Source organism: Parachryseolinea silvisoli (assembly GCF_021190955.1).
GTDB classification, from domain to species: Bacteria; Bacteroidota; Bacteroidia; order Cytophagales; family Cyclobacteriaceae; genus Ohtaekwangia; species Ohtaekwangia silvisoli.
Genome location: NZ_JAIOAO010000005.1, coordinates 24,245 through 40,546, shown reverse-complemented (window position 1 = coordinate 40,546; position 16,302 = coordinate 24,245). Strand labels below are relative to the sequence as shown.

Sequence of the window (16,302 nt, the reverse complement as noted above, 5' to 3'; positions counted from 1 at the left end):
GCCTGGAAACAGACAGCCTTTATTTTTTAGGATGGCCAGGCAGAGTTTTTTACCCCACACAGCTTGAAAAACCTGGCTCCATGGATCTATACACCCAGCTCATCTGGCTTTTTGTCCTCCCACTGCCCATCGCCTGTGTGGCCTGGACCGTTACCCACGAGGAGATCTTTCACGAACCGCACGAATATTGCGTGCGGCGCAGCAAGGAAAGCCGGATGCTCGTAACCCGGAAGTTCTTCTACCTTTTCACCTGCGAGTACTGCTTTAGCCACTATGTGACTATCGGCGCCCTGTTCTTCACCCGCTTCCACCTGTTGCTGCCCGACTGGCGCGGCTATATCCTGGCCGGCTTTGCCCTGGTCTGGATCGCCAACATCTATATGAGCCTGTACGCCATAATCCGGATTGACCTGAAAAAAGAGCGGATTCTGGTAAAAAAGGAAGAATCGGAAATGGAGGGCTAACCCGCCGAAACGTGTATTTTTGCCCCCGGTATGGAACGGATGGCAGAGATTTCTACAGCGGCGAATCCGACAGGTAGTGCGGAGGCGGCCCAAAAGACGGTTTTTTCGATTCTTTTTACGATTAGCTTTTCACACCTGCTCAACGACATGATGCAGGCCGTGATTCCGGCGGTGTACCCGCTGATCAAGGACAGCTTCCACCTGTCGTTTACTCAAATCGGTTTGATTACGCTTACGTTCCAGCTTACGGCGTCGCTGTTGCAGCCGTTTGTGGGCTTTTATACGGATCGCACGCCGCGACCTTATTCGCTGTCGGTCGGTATGGGCTTTACCCTGATCGGGTTGGTAGCCCTGGCATTTGCGTCCAGTTTTGGCTGGGTGCTGGTGTCGGTGGCGCTGATCGGCATGGGGTCGTCGGTGTTTCACCCCGAATCTTCGCGGGTGGCGCATTTGGCGTCCGGTGGACGGCGTGGACTGGCGCAGTCGGTGTTTCAGCTGGGTGGCAATGCCGGCAGTGCCCTGGGGCCTCTGCTGGCGGCGCTGATCGTGGTGCCGCACGGGCAGGTGCACGTGTTGTGGTTTTCGGTGGCGGCATTGCTGGCGATGGTGATCCTCTGGAAAATAGGGGACTGGTACAAGGGGCACCTCTTCCTGCGGGCCAAGAAGGCGGCGGCCGCGGTGGGCGATTTGCGTCCGGGATTCACGCGGCGCCAGGTGTTCTTCGCCATCGGCATTTTGCTGGTGCTGATCTTTTCGAAGTATTTCTACATGGCCAGCATGACCAACTATTTCACGTTCTTTCTGATCGATAAGTTCAAGCTCCCGGTGCAACAGTCGCAGGTGTACCTGTTTATATTCCTGGCGGCCGTGGCGGCGGGAACGTTGCTGGGCGGCCCGCTGGGCGACCGCTTCGGGCGGAAGTATATCATCTGGATCTCGATCCTGGGGGCGGCGCCTTTTACGCTGGCGTTGCCGTATGTGCCGCTGGTCTGGACGGTGGTGCTGTCGGTGATCATCGGGTTTATCATTGCCTCGGCTTTTTCGGCCATCCTGGTGTATGCGCAGGAGCTAATGCCGGGCAAGGTGGGCATGATTGCGGGGCTGTTCTTTGGCTTTGCGTTCGGCATGGGCGGACTGGGCTCGGCGGTGCTGGGCCGGCTGGCCGACCTGACCAGCATTGGTTATGTGTTTCAGCTCTGTGCCTTTCTGCCGTTGATCGGTATCGTGACCGGGCTGTTACCCAACATCGAAGGAAAAAAACGTTAACTTTAGAAGGTTTTAGAGTCATGTACGAGCAAGTAGACGGATATTCATTGACGATTGTACGCCGTTACCCGCAGGCCGACATCTGCACGGTCGCCGGGCATCCCGACACGGTGGTGGTGCGGGCGATGTCGACGTATATTCCCCTGATGGTGTTTCAGATAATCTTCCAGAAAGTGGTCGAGATGGACCAGGTCCGGGAAGGGCAAGTGACCACCGTCGTTTTTGACAAACGCAAGCTGATGGTCTACCACCAGCCTTCGATGGAATGGTATTTTTTGACGTGGAAGGCAACCATGTTGACGTATGGCGTGACGCGCCACCGCAAGCTGTTGCCTGTGTACGCGGCGTTCCGGACGGCGGCCGGGCTGGGCAAGGAGGCACTTTTCCGGGATCATCCGGCGGCAGCCTTTCAACGACTGGACATCGGCTACGTGGAGTCGCTGCGGGAAGCATTGGAATCATAAAATCTATAGGACTGTATAACGGGCTTTGCTTATGAAAATGAAGATGGATTATATCGCAGACTCCGGGCTGGAAACCGAGCGGATCGAGTTTACCGTGCTGGAGGATTGCAACCTGATGTATTTCCTGGTATCCGATTCGAATTACCGCCACGAGAAATATATTTCCAACCAGGTGATGCAAACCCATTGGTTTCAACCGTGCGATGTAAAGCAGAACGACCACGTGATTTTATATACCCGCAAGGGGCAGGATACCGTGCAGCGCAAAGGCCACAACTTTATCTATACTTTCTACCGCAATCTCGAGACCCCGGTGTGGGCGTCGCGCGATGCGGCGGTATTGTTTGAATTGAGCGGGTGGCGCACGCTGCACAAGGAGACCCCGCCGCCGGCACCCAAGCGGAATTGGTTTAAAGCGCTTTTTTCGAAGAAAACGGCAAAGAAGCAGAAACCGGTCGTTATGCCGTCATAATGTGATCTTGAGTAAAGATATATTTCCTTAAAACTCAAGATTGTTACGTTTTCTGTAACTAATTTGCTGTATAAAGTTGGTAAAATATACTATCGAAGTGATTTTTTATCATGGTTTTCCCGAGATTTAACAGACGTTTGCAAAAAGACCGAATTTTTTCTTAAATTTCTTATACCAGTATACCCCGCCGGGGTCTTATCTATGGATCGATGTATCGGTTCATTTGACTGTCAGGAATGTGCGCGTGCGTGATATGATTAGGTGACAGGTGATTGGAATTGTATGATATAAAACACGGCTGCAGACTCCCGCAATATAAGTCTGCGTCTTATGCAGAAGAGATTACACGAGTTGGTTAAACGCTTTCTGGAAGGTACCGCCACTGCCCGGGAGCGCGATGAAGTTAACCGGTTATTGGAAACCGATGTGATCGATGAGATCATGCAGAAGGAGCTCTATCGCTTGCAGCGCAAGAATCTGGATAACCCTTTTGGTCTCTATAGCACGAGCGGCGTCGCCCCCGGCGAAGTGACAGAAGCCCGTGCCCGCCGCGGTCCCGAGGAGATCCTGGAGGGACGTATGCCGGTGATGCATGCCCAACCGACCCCCCAGGGTGACAATGATATTATCGAAGAGATCATCCACTTCCGGCCCCAACCCGAATTTAAACGTATTTACCTGGTCGCGGCCACCGTCGCGGCGCTGATCGCCGTGGTCGCCTTTTGGTGGCTGACCCAGCACAGCGACAGCGATCGGATCGCCGGGCGTACCACCGGGCCGGCACCTTCGGAGACGGAGAAGCCCGCAGCCGACTTTACGTTGTATACCGGTAAACATTTTGTACGGCTGTCCGACAAGACCGCCGTGACCTTAAACAAAGGCACGGAGCTGCAGGTGGCCCATACTTTTGGTGATGACCACCGCGAAGTGACCCTGCGCGGGGAGGCCTATTTCGATGTACACCACGACCCCAAGAAGCCGTTTATCATTCATGCGAACGGCATTACCGTGAAAGTGCTGGGCACCGCCTTTAATGTACGCGCGTATCCCGGTGCAAACAACGTGAAGGTTACGGTCATGCGCGGCCTGGTGCAGGTCGGCAGTGAAGAAGAAGTATACAGTCTGGTGCGCCCGCACGAGCAGATCTCCATCGCGCTCGATACCCACGAATTTCTCGTGCAGGAAGCCAACCTCGACCAGACCGAAGATTGGCGCAAGCGGTTTTTGACCTTTGAAGACACCCGTCTCGAAGAAGTGTTGCGCGATATCCATGATGTTTACGGTGTCGAAGTCGTGTTGCAGCGGCAGTCGTTGAAAGACTGTCCGCTTACTGCCACCTTCTCGGACGCGGCGCCGCTGGAAGATGTCATTGGCGCGGTAGCGCAAGCGTATGGCATGCGTTATCAGGTCAGTGATGACGGCCGGAAAGTAACGCTGGAAGATGGCAGTTGCCGTTAGCCTGTTCTACTTTTTTAGTGTTTTTTTTGCGGTTGCAGCCGTAATCCATCCAGCCACTGCAATTTTTTCCTGAGTTACGGTACCTGCACCTGGCGTATCGCCAGGTGGTAAAAAACGCTATTACCCCTATGCGCTTCTTTACTGTTGTTACAGCCCTTACCTGGTGTACGCTGATGACCGCCACGGTCACCGTACACGGGCAGGATGCACTTCAAACCACCTATGTTACACTGACAGCACGCAAGATGCCACTGGCCCAGGCCTTCCGGCAGATCCAGCAGAAGACGGGCTTGCTGTTTGTGTACCAACCCGGGTTGGTGGATGTATATAAGGATGTACAGGTGCCGGAGGGGCGGTTTACCGTGGCGCAGGCGTTGGATAGTGTGTTGGTGGGAACGTACCTGGATTTTACGGAGAGTAACCGGAATATTATTGTGTTTAAGAAGCCGGTGCTGTTGAAGGTGCGGGGACGTGTTACGGAGCGGGGAACCCATGAGCCGTTGGAGATGGTGAATGTGCTGGTAAAAGGTACAGACCGCGTGACCCAAACGGATAAAAACGGGCAGTTCGAGCTTGACGCCCTGAGTGACGACGTGTTGGTATTCTCGTTTACATCGCTGTTGCCGCGGGAGATCAAAGTAGACAATACGACGAAGTTTGATGTGGAGCTCGAGCCGACGCAGCTCGAGGCCGTATCCATCAACGCCGGATATTATAAAGTGGATAAAAAGGAGTCGGTGGGGAATATTTCCAGCATGACGGAAAAAGATATTCAGGGACAAACGATTTACAATCCTTTGCAGGCGATGCAGGGCCGTATGGCCGGCGTATACATACAGCAGGTGTCGGGTATTCCTGGCTCAGGATATAATATCGCCGTGCGGGGAAGGAATAATTTACGCGATGAATACAATACGCCGTTGTATATTATTGATGGCGTGCCTTTTCCTTCGACATCATATTCGTCAGCTTGGGTAAGCGGGAACATTCTGGGAGTGGATGCCAGCCCGTTGGCCACGATTAATCCCAATGCCATCGAGCGCATCGACGTGTTGAAGGATGCCGATGCCACTGCAATATACGGTGCCCTTGGGGCGAATGGCGTGGTGCTGATTACCACGCGGCGGGGAGCGACCGGGGATACGCGGGTAGATATGAACGTGTATACCGGGTTTAACGAAGTGCCGCATAAGATGGACCTGCTTAACACGCAGCAGTATTTAACCATGCGGCGGGAAGCCTTTAAAAACGATGGCGTGACCATGACGCCCACGAATGCCCGCGACTTGATGCGGTGGGATACAACACGGTATACAGACTGGCAGAAAGAGCTCATCGGCGGCCGGGCCCGTGTCACCAATGCCAGCCTGACGATTAGCGGCGGTGAAAAGCGCACGCGTTTCCTCTTCGGTGGTACGTACTACCGCGAAGGCAGCGTATTTCCGAAAGGTTTTGATCTGGGTTACACGCGGGGTGCTGCCTTGTTTACCCTCACGCATAAATCCAACAATGACAAGTTACGGTTGGAGTTGTCGGCGAATTATACCCGTGACAACAATAAGCAACCGGCCAGTGATCTGACGCTCGATGCTATCTCACTCGTACCGATTGCGCCGCCAATTTATACCGCCGAAGGTGACCTGAACTGGCAGCCGGGGGCCACCTGGGGCAATCCCTACGCGCAGTTATTACAGTCTTTTGAGAGCGATGCCAACACCCTTGTCACCCGCGTAGGCGTGGGGTATGAGGTAGTGAAAGGATTGTCGATCAAGACCGATGTTGGGTATACTTACGTGGACATGCGCCAGGTTTCGGTCATACCCATTGCAAGCCAAAATACGTCCCTACAATTTCGCACGGGTTCCACCGCTACGGCGCGGCCGCAAGTCACGACGTGGCTGGCCGAGCCGCAGGTGGAGTATTTGACGCATTGGCGTAAAGCCGAAGTGAAGGCATTTGTGGGTACCACGTTCCTACGATCTCTCAAGGAGAGCACCACGCTGGTCGCGGAGGGTTTCGAGAGCGATGCCTGGCTGGAAAATCTTAACCTCGCGGGGGAGGTGACCGTGCAGGAACCCGTGTACGCACAGTATAAATACAACGCCCTGTTTGGGCGGTTAAATGTGAACTGGGACAAGCGGTATATTATCAACCTGACCGCCCGGCGCGATGCTTCCAGCCGGTTCGGGCCCGACAATCAGCTTTCGACGTTCGCCGCGGTAGGGGCTGGCTGGATCTTCACACAAGAGTCCTTCATTGGCAACAGCTTGCCCTGGCTGTCGTTTGGAAAGATTCGTGCCAGCGCGGGCACATCGGGAAGTGATCAGATTGGAGATTATCAGTTTTTGTCTACGTCCAAACCTACCGACTACCAATATCCGAGTCAAGCCTCGATCTATCCCGTACGTCTGTATAATCCGCGGTATTCGTGGCCAAAGACCGTCAAGCTTGAAGTAGGGCTGAACGTCGGGGTTTGGAATAACCGGCTGATGGTCGATGCTGCCGTGTATCGAAACCGCACGTCTGAGCAGCTGGTGGGCAGGAACCTTCCGGATTATACCGGGTTCTCCTCTATTGTGGACAATCAGCCGGCAGTCGTACAAAACTCGGGTTTGGAGTTATTGGTCAATGCCGTTCCCGTGGCGAACGACAAGCTCAACTGGTCTGCATCGGTGAATGTATCCTTCCCACGATCGCGGCTGGTGCAGTACGATGACCTGGCAAACTCAGAATATGCCGACACCTACGTGACCGGAAAGTCCATGGGACTCATAAAACGTTTCCATTCGACAGGTGTCGATCCGGCAACAGGCTTGTATACATTTGACGACAGGGATGACAGCGGATCGTATGATTCCGAAGACCTGCAGTTAACCCGCGATCTTGGCGTACGCTGTTTTGGAGGTATACAGAATACGATTACATACGGTGCCTTCCGCCTTGATTTTCTAGTGCAGTTTGTCGATCAGACCGCGTTTTCGTATATGCGGTCCTGGCCTGGTCTGGCGGGAGGTCGTTCATCCAACCAGCCTACAGAGGTCATGGGGCGCTGGCGTCAGGATGGCGATGTTACCGACGTCCAACGATTTTCTCAAAATGCTTCCGGTGGAAACCCATGGATCACCTATCGTACAGGGTCGGATGGCATCGTGGTAGACGGCTCGTTTATCCGATTAAAGACGGCCTCGCTGTCCTATAATTTTACCGATGCGTTCTTGCACCGGCTGCACCTGCAAAAGCTGCGGTTGTATGTACAGGGTCAGAACTTACTAACCTTTACCGACTATATCGGGTACGATCCGGAAAATGCACAGCCCCTATCATTGCCGCCGTTGCGATCGGTCGCTGCGGGTATACAGGTTACTTTTTAATACAACGCTATGAATACAGATACATCGTTATCCTTTCGCCGCACCGGATATAATCTGCTGGTTCTGGTGTTGCCGGTCCTGTTGGCTACGGCATGTGCCGACTTTGTGGATGTAGATACACCTAAGACAGAAGTTACCGGCCCTTCGGTCTACCGGGACGACGCCACGGCTACCGCGTCTGTGGTCGGCATCTATGCCAAGATGACCGAGCTTCCCTACTTTAACAGCGCCGGTATACAGATGCTGACGGGACTCTCGGCCGATGAGTTTACGAATTCGGCCCTTTATTCTTATGGCGGGTTTGAAGAAAATCAGCTATCTGCCGGGGAATTTTACCTGTTGAACTATCTATGGCAGCCGGGATATAAGTTTATTTACCAGGCCAATGATGTGTTGGAAGGCCTGGCGAACAGCGAAGGGGTGAGTGCTCCCGTACGTCGCTCGTTGCAGGGACAGGCCCACTTTGTACGCGCCCTGTGCTACTTTTACCTGGTCAACCTCTTTGGAGACTTGCCGAAAGTAACCAGCACAGACTATCGTGTGAATCTCACGCTACAACGGGAACCGGTCGATTCCATCTATGCGTTGATTGAATGGGATCTGGAGCAGGCGTCAAGATTGTTACCGCGAGATTTTGAGACGTCTTACGAAGAAGAACGTACTCTGCCCACAACCTCGGCGGCGCATGCGCTGTGCGCACGGATGGCCTTATACCGCAACCGGTGGAGTCAGGCGGCAAGGGAAGCCGACAGCGTAATCGCGCGTGCGGAGTTATTCGAGCTACCCGCGCCCGACGCGGTCTTTAACTACGACAGTCGCGAAGCGATCTGGCAGGTAAAACAGATTTTAATCAGTACGTTCGCCGGCACCTGGGAAGCGCAGGTGTTCCAGACACTGAACGACGTTTACCTCCGGCCCACCGTGTTAGAAGCGATGGAACCCGATGATGTCCGTACGCAATGGATCGGCATAACAACACTCGATGGCACGGATATGATTTATTACCCTTATAAATACCGGTATCTGTATACGAAAGTGGAAGAGGGGGGAGGACTTGAATATCACATCGAATTCCGACTGGCGGAGCAATACCTGATCCGCGCGGAAGCGCGGGCACATCTGGGTGACTTCGACGGGGCCATCGCCGATCTGGACGTGATCCGTGTACGCGCCGGATTACCACGCCTGGCAGATCTGGGCATTGCGTGGACGCAAGACCTGGTGCTGGAGCGTGTCGCGCAGGAGCGTCGTGTCGAGCTATTTACCGAAGGGCATCGTTGGTTCGACCTGATTCGCACCGGAGCGGCGGGCGCTGTCCTCAGCGGCATCGAAGGCAAGACGTGGGATGCAACAGACGTCCTCTATCCGGTGCCGGAAGGGGAGATTCGAAAAAACCGTAAGCTGGAGCCGCAGAATGAAGGATATACTAACTGATTATGAGACAGCGAGGCGCGTATCTGCTGTGTACCCTTTGCATGATCGCTTGCATTTTGACGCCGGTGCGGGCTGGTATACCCGTGAAGGTCGGCGATAAACTCCCCGAGTATACATTCATTCACGTAATCAATCACCCTACCACGACAGCCCGTGCGTCAGACTTCCGGGGTAAGCTATTGCTGCTGGATTTCTGGAGTATTGGTTGCACATCCTGTGTGGAATCCTGGCCCAAGCTCGAGCATCTGCAAGAGCAGTTTGCCGGAAAAATACAGATCCTGCTGGTGAACCCCTGGCAGAACGAATCGGTCGTGCGACCGTTGATAGAGAAGAGACGAAGCGCGGGCATTGTCGATCTCACCATTCCGACCGTATGTCAAGACCGGGCACTATTGAAGCTGTTTGATGTGTCGACAGTACCGCACATTGTGTGGGTAGATGCCGCCGGCGTCGTCCGATCGATTACAGAAGGTAGTCAACTCAACGCCTCCAATATTGAAGCGATGCTGGCTGGTAAAAACAACATGCCTCAAAAAGAGATATACGAGCGCCAAACCGATGCTATCGTCGAGGCGCCGGATGACCGGGTGCTTTGGCAAAGCACGTTTTCCGCGTATCGCCGTGGCACCCAATCCTCTATGGATGCTTTTGCGATACCGGAGATGGGATATTTTATGCGCGTGGTAAATTTTCCTCCGCGTGAATTATACCGTTACGCGTATAGCCAGGTGTACGGCCGGTATGGCCATCTCCGGTTTATACCGGCAAGCCGGGTAAAGCTCGCTAGCCGTGATTCAGTATATATTCAGGGGGGACCTTTTCCGCATGGAGATACAGCGTCCTATCATTGTTATGAGCTGGTCTCGGGCCGTCCGACCACGTTGGCCGAATTGCAGGCCCGCATGCGGCATGACTTGCAGGGGCAGTTTCCCTGGCAGACACACTGGGAAAAACGGGTGAGGAGTTGCCTGGTGCTGACCGTGACCGACACCACCCGGTTGCGCTATACCGAGGGTGGACATACGCTGAATATAACCGATGCTGACTTTCAGGTGAACAGAGTGACCGTTACCGACGTAATCGAATATTTAGAAGAGATGACGCGTTATGGAATCCTGTCGTATCCCTTTGTAGACGAGACGAATTATCGCCGACGTATCGGTGGGATTAACCTCACGGTCAATGTGTATGACATCGACGCCTTACGGCACGCGCTGGCGCCGCACGGCCTGTCGCTACAATTGGCCGACCGAATTGTAGACGTGCTGGTCATTAATGACCGGGCGGAAAATACCGGTCGTTAAAAGTATACGATGTCAGATAGTGGTCATACAGCGCATACAGCGTGCGGCCATATACCCGAAACGACTTGAGTTTTTCCGTGCCATGGTTATACAGGTAGAAACTGAACTTGTAGCGTTCACGGGGTTCCAGCGTGAGATCGTATACGTCGATCACGAACGCATCCCGAAACATCTCTTCGGTTTCATTGCTGGCCCGCAGCCCTGAGCGTACGAATAAATACTTTCCTGCGACGGAGCTCTCGTAGTTGACCATTACCGGTGGTGCTGCCATGGTAATGGTAGATCCTTTTGAGTAGGAACCAACCTTGATCTGTGCGCGTGACGTGGTATCGATGGTGCGTCCGCGCTCCAATACATGCAGGTTGGTGTCAAAGCGAATGTATTCGTTCCGGTAATGGTAGAGGTATAACAAACCGTGTTGGCGGCGATCATACTGAAGTATGCCATCGGTACAGAACAGTCCATCGATTTGCTTTTGCAAAATAGTGGTGTCGAAGCGAATGTGGGGCAGGGTGGCACTCTGCCGCCCCAACGCATACTCGCGATTGGCCATCACCGCCCGTACAATCAAGGAGGAAGGGCCGACGGGTACTGCTTCGGTGAAGTATGTACTGTCATACATAAACTTGGTTGCTTCCCATTGACCTATGTATCCGCGAAACAGCGAGGGGGCAATGCCATCCATGAGATAAAAATAAGGAGAGTCGATTGAGAGTGTTAAGCGTTTGAGCCGTTCCAGGGGATAGCGTAAGCGGATGCGCACGTATTGGGTGTCGACCAGGTTCTGGTGCACCGCCACCACGTGAAAGGGGGCGGTGATGTTGCCCAGGTATAGGGTATCGCCGGCGTGTCCCGCCAGGTAATAGGAGTTATACTGCAATGGAAGTACATGCGAAGTCGGCAAAACCGGGTGCGGTGGAAACAAGCGGACAAAACCGTTGTCACGGTGGTTCACCTGGTTTGCAATGAGGTAGAGAATCCAGACGCTGAACATGCCGCCCAGCGTCAGGACTACCAGGGTACGGTACACCCGCCTCAGGGGCGGAGCAGAAAAACTATATCCCATGCGTTATTTTAGGGTAAGCGTGTCGGGTGGTGGGGGCACGGAGCCGGGTCGGAACACCGGGGTGGTACACATGGTACCACTCTTGTTGTCAAATGCCGGAATGCCAAAATTTGAACCGATTGTCACCGTACACCGCACCGCTGTTCCGGTATTACACGTGCCTTCGATGGCACCGAGCGTGCAGGCTTTCGTATCGGGATCGATGCCATAAAAAGGAGCAGGCATGGGCCGCGGTGCGAGTGCACAACCGACGGCGATCGTAAAGCCGGCGGCAGGCAATAAAAAGGATGACTTTTTCATACAGGTAAGAAGTTAGGTAAATAATCGCCTACTCTGTTTACGGTTTTCGGCTTGTCCGTCGGGTCTGTTTTGATAACGTACAAAGGGCCTGTGGCCTTAGGTTGCGACGGGTGAAGGATTGTGCTCTTTGTGCACCTGTAACACAATGGCGATGCCACAGAGTGCAACAAAGAACAGGTTAAAGATGAGGTGTTCAGTCCAGCCGAGCTTTTGTAATACGCCCCCGCACGAGCAGGGTACATAGTCGCTGAACCGGGTAATGGCAACAATATAGGCCGTAAAAATAACCATGAGGGTATACGAGCCATAAAGACCGTACAGACGCATGCGTGGTATAGATACCAGCACCGCCAGTACGATCTCTAACGCCGGAATGGCCCAGGCCACGGTACCGGCAAACGCCGTCAGCAGCGGAGATTGCGACAGTTGGACGGTAAACTTGTCGTACTCCAGCAGCTTACTGAGCGCTGCATAGGTAAATAGAATGATCAACAGAAAAACCGCGAGGTCTATTAATTTGTAACGATTCATAGGCCTGGTGAAGATAGCAAATTTTTAATTCCGTGTTCGTAACGGCAGCGCACAAAGTGGCAATGCCAACGGAGTAATATATGCCAGCAAGACGTCGGCTGTTCCGTCTTCTTCGTACCACACCGAGCACTGAGGGCCGGTGTTCAACAGGGCGCAGTTGTCTTCGATCGTTTCCGGGAAGACCCGGCATATGCTGTCGGGATCTGTCGCTACAATGCGAAGAAGGACTTCGTCTTTTTGCGCATAATTCATGGCCGTTCCGGCGATAGCCAGTGAAAAGGCCGATGAGACAATCAGGAGATTAGATAGTTTCATAATTATCAGGGGGTTTAATGTGTAACAGGTTTATTTAAACATACCCTGGTTCGGGCTCCAAGGGTAAACAAAGTTGGTTATAAGAGTTTCCCCAATGTTGACAATCTTTTAGCTTATCGGGAGCATTTTTTCCTTTAAACGGACAAAATCGAATGTATTTTGTGGAAAATTCAGTGAAAACCTATTTAGGATTGGGGAAATTAATATAGGAGAGGGCAAAAAAAAGCCTGATCGGAAGGTCAGGCTTTTTACTATTAATTTGAGGCCCGGAAGGAAGGGTACATACAGACATTACTACCAACCTTATGGTCGAATGCTGGGATTCCGAAGTATTCATCGATCGTGACGGTACACCGCACCGCTGTTCCATCGCCACACGTGCCTTCGATGTCACCCTTGGTGCATTTAAGCGTGTCAGGATCATATCCATAAAAATGCGGCGGAGGAAGCGGATGCGACTGTGTATACAGCACCGAGGCAACTGAAATGACAAGGGCGAGCATTACTAACATGAGATTTTTCATAGTGAAAGGGTTACCTGATAAGTCGTTGCAGGCGATACCTGCGAATTAATTCTTGTACAAGGCTAATGCGCACCGCGTTTCCGTCAGAGGACTATAAACGAGTGCTGAGACTCCGTCCAGGAGTACCGTGCAGCGCACCGCGCCTGACGGGTTGCAACCTGGTGCGGATACTTCCTGGCATGCTCCTGTTGTGGGATTATGCGCATAGCGGGGAGGCGGAACGGGTGCGGATTGCATCTGGTGTGCGATCAAAAGGATGGAAAACAGAAATGCGGTGGTCACGAGCATAAGATTTTTCATAGGAAACGGGGTTTAGGTTTATATATGAAGGAAATATACCGCTGTATCCTTCCCCAAAACCAACAAAATTTTACGTTTGCGGGAGCATTTTGCGGTGCGGGTATACATTCGTCGAGAAATGTATTATTTTACTTGTACCAACGCATCGCCTTACGCTCTTATAGGAGAGTAGCAGCGCTGCAGGCTCTGTCTGGCTTGTAGTTCCCCGGGACTGTCTTCGGTAGTTGAAGACGTCTGTTCCTGTAATCTTTTCACATATGGAATCCTATCAAATTAAGGCGATGGCCTCGTCGGAAGAGGCTATTCATGACTTTGCGGATGTGCTGGAGGAGGATGGGCTGAATATCGGCGTGGCGTTGGTAAACATGGAGACCGGGCACGATACAGACCAGGAGGAAAACGGCGCGCGGATCGTTGAGCTCACCTGGACGACAGGTGCGGTTTGTCCGGTGCCGCTGGGCGTCTTTACAGACTATTTTTTCGAACGCCTTAAATCGCGGTTTGGCGATGGCGGCGAGCGATTTATCAGAGAGGAGGTAGACGGCTGTGTGGGAATTATCGATGCCCGGAATGGTGCGCGTATTGTTTTTGCGACGGACTCTGTGACCGGGTGTTGATGACTTATACTATCGCATGTTTTCACGCTCTTAATGAACAGGGCAATATTAAAAAAGTAAAGATCGCCGGACGAAGCTGTGGCAATACCCTGCAACACATGCCGGGACGAGTCGGCCGGTAACCCCGGCCTGCAAGCCGCCCCTCCCGATTACGGGAAGGACGGCCGAGCAGGGGTTAGTTTAGGTTAAGGGATATATCTAAAGGGTAGGGGTTAATGAATTCAATGGTGCTTCAGTTGCTGGGTAGCGTCTTGCGCCACGGCAGCGGAATAGGTGCGATAGATGTACTGATATGCATTGCCTCCTACGAACGCCACACACCAGACTGGTTCGTTTAAGCGACATTCGTCGGTGATCGAGACTTCCAGGATCGAGCCGTCGGGCTTGCGCGCATAGCCTGTGATGTTGGGTAAAGTCGAGGCATAAAGGCTACCGGCGATGGCGATCGCAAACGCGACGGTCGGGAGCATGGCGTTCTTCTTCATAGTAGGATGGCGTTTTGGTTGTCTATTTAGCCCAATGACCCGTAACGGCTGAAGCAAGCAAAAGGGGATCCGTATTCGTGAAGCAGTTATTCTAAATTTCAACGAGTACATTCAGAGCACATCGCTCCTGTCGTACGGACCCCTGCGTTTGCCTGCTGGTTGGTTAGGAAGTAAAGCCACATTGTAGTTACGATCAATCATAAGGGACTTCTAACCAACTATTTTCATCCGGTTGTACGAGTATCACCGGTAGGCTTCGCTTTGCTGCCGCCGCCTGCGGCAGGGCTAACCATACGGTGAAGATACAGTGTATTGTTTCCTGAATGTTGACGAAAGTTTACGTTCGCGGGAGCATTTTGCTAAAACCGGGGTATTTCCGCACAACAAAAGGCCATTTGAGAATGCGAAAAGGCCAGGCTTTGTTCAGGCATCCATGAGCAGGTGCCTTTCGGAAAATAGTATAAGACTTGAAAATGGCCGGCGGAAAGTATAGATTTAGGTTACTATACTTATAGGGTTTGGGCATTGATAGGGCAAAACCAGCCGTTGGCCGGAAGTCCCCCAAAATACCACCCTATTCTTCTTATACCAGCCCTTCGTACGAGTGTCTCTATCAAAGAACCATAATGGATTGGTGGGTTCGGTTGTGTTGATCGTGCGCTTTTTCGAGGGATTCGCATACTGAAAGGAGTTATCTGATCGTAAAACCTGGGGCAGGGCTCCCCCGCAACGCCCTGTAAGCAATGGAAACAGAGGAGGCAGCAACATTAGACCTGGTACGTCGCTTTTTGGACAATAACCTCAGGCGCGAAGAGCGTGAAGAGATTTTGACCATGCTGCGTACCAACACCGGAAACGTCGAGGAGCTTTTGCGCATCGAGCTCGATCGCCGCTTTATGGGCTATTTCGACGACCCGACATCCCACTATATTCCGGCCGCCGAACGCCGCCGCGGTGACAGCGTCCGCAGGCGCGTCTATAAAAAGATCATTCAGCCCCGGGCCAAACGGCGTTGGATCGAGCCGTGGCACCTGCAGGTGGCCGCGGCCTGTATCGTTACCCTGCTGGTGGTCGGCAGCTGGGCCTTCCGCAAATCGAGTCATACCGATGTCCTTCCCGGCTCGGTCCTTACCGCCCTGAAGGTTTACCAGGGTAAGCAGCCGATCTTCCTGCCCGACGGCAGCATTGTGGTGCTCAAACCGGGAAGCGAGCTGCAATTCAATGCGGCCGACTTTGGTAAAAAAGAGCGTGTGGTGAAGCTCGACGGCGAAGCGTTCTTTGATGTTCAGCACGATCCGGCGCATCCCTTTGTCGTACAGACTGCGACCATTTCCACGCACGTGCTGGGCACGTCGTTTAACGTGCGCACGTTCCGCGACCATCGCGAGGCGGAAGTTGCGGTGACACGCGGACTGGTGGAAGTACGCCATGTTGCGGAGGGGAAATCGTATGGCAAGGTGGCGCCGGGCGAGGCGCTGATCATTAACATGGAGACCAAGAAGGCCCGTAAACAGGCGATCGACCATAACTCGGCCATCTGGCGGCAGCACCTGGTAGTGTTTAAGAATATGAAGATGGAAGCTGCGGCACGCATGCTCGAGGAGCGGTTTTCGGTGGATGTTCAATTTGAGCAGGAGTCGTTGAAACAATGTGAACCGTTTACGGCGGCATTTTACCCGTCCGATGATCTGGATGCGGTATTGACGGCGGTCATGAAATTGTATACCACCAACGTGCAGAAAAAAGGTTATACGTACGATGCTGCCCGCAAAGTGGTGGTATTGCACAGCGGTTGCCGTCAATATTAATGTTGCGCATACGCGCGATCCGGTATCCTATCCGTTAACAGGGAATGCCGCTACATTTCCCGGATATTTATATATATACTACGTTTGAAATGTCGGAAAATAGTTACATTTTGCCTGGGTTAT

Annotated in this window: 16 protein-coding genes; 10 read left to right on the top strand and 6 right to left on the bottom strand. The window is 52.9% G+C overall.

Going from position 1 to position 16,302, the window contains the following annotated elements:
• Positions 1-80 precede the first annotated feature (80 nt).
• The 8 genes from K7P01_RS25520 (at position 81) to K7P01_RS25485 (ending at position 10,233) form a co-directional block, all read left to right on the top strand.
• Positions 81-464, top strand: coding sequence for a hypothetical protein (locus K7P01_RS25520; RefSeq protein ID WP_267297427.1), 384 nt, complete (start codon positions 81-83; stop codon positions 462-464).
• A gap of 30 nt (positions 465-494) precedes the next feature.
• On the top strand, positions 495-1,730 hold the full coding sequence (locus tag K7P01_RS25515) for an MFS transporter (protein ID WP_397311141.1): 1,236 nt from the start codon (positions 495-497) through the stop codon (positions 1,728-1,730).
• A gap of 20 nt (positions 1,731-1,750) precedes the next feature.
• On the top strand, positions 1,751-2,194 hold the full coding sequence (locus K7P01_RS25510) for a hypothetical protein (protein WP_267297425.1): 444 nt from the start codon (positions 1,751-1,753) through the stop codon (positions 2,192-2,194).
• Positions 2,195-2,225: 31 nt separating this feature from the next.
• On the top strand, positions 2,226-2,666 hold the full coding sequence (locus tag K7P01_RS25505) for a hypothetical protein (RefSeq protein WP_267297424.1): 441 nt from the start codon (positions 2,226-2,228) through the stop codon (positions 2,664-2,666).
• Between the two features lie 330 nt (positions 2,667-2,996).
• Positions 2,997-4,124, top strand: coding sequence for a FecR family protein (locus K7P01_RS25500; RefSeq protein ID WP_267297423.1), 1,128 nt, complete (start codon positions 2,997-2,999; stop codon positions 4,122-4,124).
• Positions 4,125-4,252: 128 nt separating this feature from the next.
• On the top strand, positions 4,253-7,495 hold the full coding sequence (locus tag K7P01_RS25495; RefSeq protein WP_267297422.1) for a SusC/RagA family TonB-linked outer membrane protein: 3,243 nt from the start codon (positions 4,253-4,255) through the stop codon (positions 7,493-7,495).
• 9 nt (positions 7,496-7,504) lie between these two features.
• Complete coding sequence (locus tag K7P01_RS25490) at positions 7,505-8,929, top strand: RagB/SusD family nutrient uptake outer membrane protein (protein WP_267297421.1); 1,425 nt, start codon at positions 7,505-7,507, stop codon at positions 8,927-8,929.
• 2 nt (positions 8,930-8,931) lie between these two features.
• Positions 8,932-10,233 (top strand): TlpA family protein disulfide reductase, encoded by a 1,302-nt coding sequence (locus tag K7P01_RS25485; protein WP_267297420.1) that lies wholly within the window; start codon positions 8,932-8,934, stop codon positions 10,231-10,233.
• On the opposite strand, the gene K7P01_RS25480 is transcribed toward K7P01_RS25485, so the two are convergent.
• The 5 genes from K7P01_RS25480 to K7P01_RS25460 form a co-directional block, all read right to left on the bottom strand.
• Complete coding sequence (locus K7P01_RS25480; RefSeq protein ID WP_267297419.1) at positions 10,202-11,299, bottom strand: hypothetical protein; 1,098 nt, start codon at positions 11,297-11,299, stop codon at positions 10,202-10,204. The two genes, K7P01_RS25485 and K7P01_RS25480, sit on opposite strands and share 32 nt — an antisense overlap.
• Positions 11,300-11,302: 3 nt before the next feature.
• The gene (locus K7P01_RS25475; protein ID WP_267297418.1) at positions 11,303-11,599 is read right to left on the bottom strand and encodes a DUF6520 family protein; all 297 of its coding nucleotides are present in this window, start codon (positions 11,597-11,599) and stop codon (positions 11,303-11,305) included.
• A gap of 96 nt (positions 11,600-11,695) precedes the next feature.
• Entirely contained in the window at positions 11,696-12,130 is a 435-nt protein-coding gene (locus tag K7P01_RS25470; protein ID WP_267297417.1) for a MauE/DoxX family redox-associated membrane protein, read from the bottom strand.
• A 24-nt stretch (positions 12,131-12,154) separates the two neighbouring features.
• Complete coding sequence (locus K7P01_RS25465; protein WP_267297416.1) at positions 12,155-12,445, bottom strand: hypothetical protein; 291 nt, start codon at positions 12,443-12,445, stop codon at positions 12,155-12,157.
• Positions 12,446-12,699: 254 nt separating this feature from the next.
• On the bottom strand, positions 12,700-12,969 hold the full coding sequence (locus tag K7P01_RS25460) for a hypothetical protein (RefSeq protein WP_267297415.1): 270 nt from the start codon (positions 12,967-12,969) through the stop codon (positions 12,700-12,702).
• Between the two features lie 557 nt (positions 12,970-13,526).
• Between K7P01_RS25460 and K7P01_RS25455 the strand changes: the two genes are divergently transcribed.
• On the top strand, positions 13,527-13,886 hold the full coding sequence (locus K7P01_RS25455) for a hypothetical protein (RefSeq protein WP_267297414.1): 360 nt from the start codon (positions 13,527-13,529) through the stop codon (positions 13,884-13,886).
• A gap of 221 nt (positions 13,887-14,107) precedes the next feature.
• Here K7P01_RS25455 and K7P01_RS25450 read toward each other — a convergent pair whose 3' ends face one another.
• Positions 14,108-14,371 carry a hypothetical protein gene (locus K7P01_RS25450; RefSeq protein ID WP_267297413.1) on the bottom strand — a complete coding sequence of 88 codons (264 nt, stop codon included), beginning with the start codon at positions 14,369-14,371 and terminating at the stop codon, positions 14,108-14,110.
• A gap of 743 nt (positions 14,372-15,114) precedes the next feature.
• Between K7P01_RS25450 and K7P01_RS25445 the strand changes: the two genes are divergently transcribed.
• A complete protein-coding gene (locus tag K7P01_RS25445; protein WP_267297412.1) occupies positions 15,115-16,179 on the top strand; it encodes a FecR family protein in 1,065 nt (354 codons plus the stop codon).
• The last annotated feature ends 123 nt before the right edge of the window (positions 16,180-16,302 follow it).